Consider the following 3,686-nt stretch of genomic DNA (forward strand, 5'->3'; position numbering starts at 1 on the left):
GAGACATCATTTGTTCCATTTGTTTTTCATCTTGCTTTTGTAGTGCTTGAATAATAGAGCGGTGTTCCTCAATAGATTGACTTGCAGGAACAAAGTTTTGAAAAAATAAATATTCAAGGCGCAATATGTGAAGCTGCATGTTTTCTAGAAAAGGTTCAATATATGGATTTTTAGCAATAGAGGTGATTGTATTGTGAAATCGTATATCTAGTTCTAAAGCTTTTTTTGAATCTTTTTCATGTATAGATTGTTGAAAAGCATCATTTATCTCGGAAAGTAGTTTAATATCAGCGTCTGTAACTTTTTGCAGTGCTTGCTTTCCTATAATTGAGTGAAGACCAGCTATCGTCTCATAAATGATAGATACGTCGTCTAACTTAATAGGCGCGATTTTCGTTTTTTGCCCAGGTACCATTTCAACTAATCCAGAAAGCTCTAAAATTTGTAAAGCTTCTCTAACAGGTGTTCTGCTTACTCCTAGTGCTTCTGCCAATTCCCCATCATTTATTTTTTCATCAGGTCGTAAAACACCTTCTATAATCCAATCTTGCAGTTGATTTAAAACGAGTGACTTTGCTGAAACTCTTCCATGTTTTTTATAGTTTTGAGGGACAGGCATAATGAATTCAATCCTTTCATTGTATATTTTGTCTTTTTTCATTAACGATTTTTAACCTCGTTTTTCCTTCATCCGGTTTTTGGCTTAATATGAGCACCATTACAATTACACAAAAAGCACCTAATAACTGAAAAGATTGAAACGGWACGTGCAAAATAAGCACAGAAGAAATAATAGCTGCGAGTGGTTCTGTACAGCCAAATAATGTTGTTTCTTTAGGCGTAAGGTATCTTATGCTATCTAAGTATAAATAAAATGCGATGAGTGTCCCGAAAATGACGACAAATGTAATGAGCGGGAGGGTACTTAGTTTTACATATTTCATAGTTGATAATAATTCCTTTTAATCGATGTGGATCCATAAAATATATAGTCCTCCTTTCAAAAAAATATATTGGATACAATATGCAATATATCACATAATGGAGTGTTAATAAACTGAAATTTTTAATTAATAATAAAATTGTTTAGTAAGAACGATAATCTCTTTTTGGGGATATGGTAAAATATTGTAGGGGTGGTGTTAATATGCTAGCGGGATTTTTAATTTGTTTATTTGTTGGATTACTTATTATTTTTTTAGGATATCAAATACATGTGAAAAAGCGATTGTTTTTGTTGGCAGGTTATCAGGAAGAAACGTTTGTTGGAGATAAAAATAAATTAGCGAAGCTTTCAGGGATATTTTCCTATACAGTCGGAGTTGCTACTATAATATTACCGTTTGGATTAGAAAAAATAGGTGATGAAGTTGGTATCGTATATGCTATATTGATTGTTTTAGGTACAATTGTGTTTCTTATTAAAGTAAATTTTTTAAATAAGAGTACTACAAAGTGAAAAAAGGCTTCATTCTACGGAAGCCTTTTTATTTTGGATTATGAAGTATAAGTAAAAGCTGGAATGGGATCAGCAAAAGTATGCCAGTCTTGTTGCATTTCCGCTTCTGTTAATAGACAGTCATCTAATGATTGTTCAATTAAAGAACGATCCATGTCAATGCCGATAAATACAAGTTCAGTTATTCGATCTCCGTATCGTTCATCCCAGTTTTTCAATACTTCTGGTTCTTCTGTAATGATTTGATTTTTTTCAGTTTCAGGTAATGCTGCTATCCATTCACCAGCTCCTTGAATTGTAATTGAGGAACCTGCTTGAGACAGAAGTCCTATCATATTATTACGAGAGGCGAGCCAGAAAAATCCTTTCGCTCTTACAACATCTAAAGGCCATTTTTCTAGCCAATTCATAAGGCGTTCAGGGTGGAAAGGATGTTTACGACGGTACACAAAAGAGTTGATAGCGTATTCTTCCGTTTCTGGTGTATGGTGTTCATTATTTAATTCTTGCATCCATCCCGCCGATTGACTGGCTTCTTCATAATTAAATAAATGAGTGTTTAAAATTTCTTGTRATGGTACTTTGCTAAATGAAGATTCAATAATTTTTGCACCAGGATTTAATTTCTTTAGTAAATGATGGAGTTCTATCATATCTTCTGTTTCTAGTAAATCTATCTTATTAAGAATAATGACATTGGCAAACTCATAACAGCCACTTTTAAGTTGTTCTTATTAGTCAAAATATGATGTAGTAAAGTGGTTTTTCCAGCGCCTAGAAAGCCGCTTAATACAGTGATAGGTACTTTTTTCATGAAATAATCTCTCCTTTAAATCGTAATGATTACGTTTTATATTAAATGATAAAAAAGAAAAAATCAATAATAAATCATAATGGTTACGATTTAAGAATAGAATAGACTATAAAATTTGTGTTGTAGTAGTATGAAGTATTTGGACAAGCACACGTTTAAATATAAATAAAATGGAGGCGGAAATGTTGGTCTTTAATAGAGTTTCAAAAGAATTAATAGGAATAGCTCTCATGGCTATTTTTCTCTTTTTATTATTTTTTGTAGATTTTACAAGTCTAGCAAATTTGCATAAAAGTATGCCGCAAGAATGGCTGAATGTGAATACGGTGTTTTTGAGTATTATTTTTGAAGCAATCCCCTTTATTTTATTAGGGGTAATTGTTTCTTCTCTCATTCAACTGTTTGTGACAGAAGATATGATTCAAAAGGTAATGCCGAGATCTCCGATTGTTGCAATGATTCCAGCGGTATTTGTCGGACTCCTTTTTCCAATGTGTGAATGTGTCATTATACCAATTGTAAGAAGACTTATTCAAAAAGGGCTCCCTCTTCATGTAGGAATTGTCATTTTACTGAGTGCACCTATTATGAATCCAGTTGTTCTTTTATCTACTGTATATGCGTTTCAAAGAAATGATGCCGTTGTATATGCACGCTTTGGGATAACAATTCTTGTTGCTCTATTCATAGGTCTAATTATGTATTATTGCTATCGTGGGAGAAATGTTTTAAAAAGCGTAGAGGTTCCGGTTCAGAAAAGACAAAAAAAGAGCTGGAAGGATGTTGTGAATCACACTGTAGATGAGTTTTTTGATACTGGTAAGTATTTATTAATTGGAGCTTTTTTAGCGAGCGTATTTCAAACGTTTTTTGACCGGAATGTACTTGATACAGTAGCACATAACGAAGTAATTGCCCCAATTGTTATGATGGGATTTGGTTATGTTTTATCAATTTGTTCAGCAGCTGATGCGTTTATAGCGGCATCTTTTGGACATGTTTTCTCAGTAAAGGCGCTTCTCGCATTTCTTGTGTTTGGGCCGATGCTTGATATGAAAAATACGTTAATGCTATTTGCATATTTTCAAAAAAGATTCGTATTCTTTTTGATGGGAATTGTCATTTTATCTGTGTATACTATCCTGCAAATCATAATGTTATAGGAGGTGAGAAAGAATGGAGAAAGAGGAGCAGAAGGCATATCATGGCTATATTCGTGGCATTATTTTAATTGGTTTAGCAATGCTCTTATTTAAACTACTTGTAACAGGAAATATTTATAATTTTATCGCTCCAAAAATGATTAAATTTACGTATATAACTTTTGTAGTAATTTTACTTCTTGGCTCTTTACAAGTTTTGGGAAATGGGAGAGAGGAAGAAGATGATTGTAATTGTTGTATGCATCATAGG

The 3,686-nt window shown here is 32.9% G+C and carries 5 protein-coding genes and 2 pseudogenes; 3 read left to right on the plus strand and 4 right to left on the minus strand.

The features are described from left to right. Both AC1DJR_RS27495 and AC1DJR_RS27500 read right to left on the minus strand, forming a co-directional pair. Window positions 1-619: GntR family transcriptional regulator (locus AC1DJR_RS27495; RefSeq protein WP_477003995.1), on the minus strand; the 619-nt coding region annotated here is incomplete at its 3' end. Between the two features lie 16 nt (window positions 620-635). Continuing rightward, window positions 636-956: pseudogene (locus AC1DJR_RS27500) on the minus strand (EamA family transporter); the annotation flags it as partial. Between the two features lie 191 nt (window positions 957-1,147). Here AC1DJR_RS27500 and AC1DJR_RS27505 point away from each other — a divergent pair. Further along, window positions 1,148-1,459: a DUF3784 domain-containing protein gene (locus AC1DJR_RS27505; RefSeq protein ID WP_477003992.1), complete on the plus strand. Its 312-nt coding sequence runs from the start codon at window positions 1,148-1,150 to the stop codon at window positions 1,457-1,459. Between the two features lie 38 nt (window positions 1,460-1,497). Here AC1DJR_RS27505 and AC1DJR_RS27510 read toward each other — a convergent pair. Further along, window positions 1,498-2,166: pseudogene (locus AC1DJR_RS27510) on the minus strand (CobW family GTP-binding protein); the annotation flags it as partial. Then, a complete protein-coding gene (locus AC1DJR_RS27515; protein ID WP_477003993.1) occupies window positions 2,133-2,273 on the minus strand; it encodes a GTP-binding protein in 141 nt (46 codons plus the stop codon). The pseudogene AC1DJR_RS27510 and the gene AC1DJR_RS27515, both read right to left, overlap by 34 nt. Window positions 2,274-2,443: 170 nt before the next feature. On the opposite strand from AC1DJR_RS27515, the gene AC1DJR_RS27520 reads away from it, so the two are divergent. Both AC1DJR_RS27520 and AC1DJR_RS27525 read left to right on the plus strand, forming a co-directional pair. Continuing rightward, the gene (locus tag AC1DJR_RS27520) at window positions 2,444-3,436 is read left to right on the plus strand and encodes a permease (RefSeq protein ID WP_193663028.1); all 993 of its coding nucleotides are present in this window, start codon (window positions 2,444-2,446) and stop codon (window positions 3,434-3,436) included. A 13-nt stretch (window positions 3,437-3,449) separates the two neighbouring features. Further along, window positions 3,450-3,686: DUF1980 domain-containing protein (locus AC1DJR_RS27525; RefSeq protein ID WP_477003994.1), on the plus strand; the 237-nt coding region annotated here is incomplete at its 3' end.

This window comes from Bacillus sp. 05T31 (assembly GCF_056396725.1).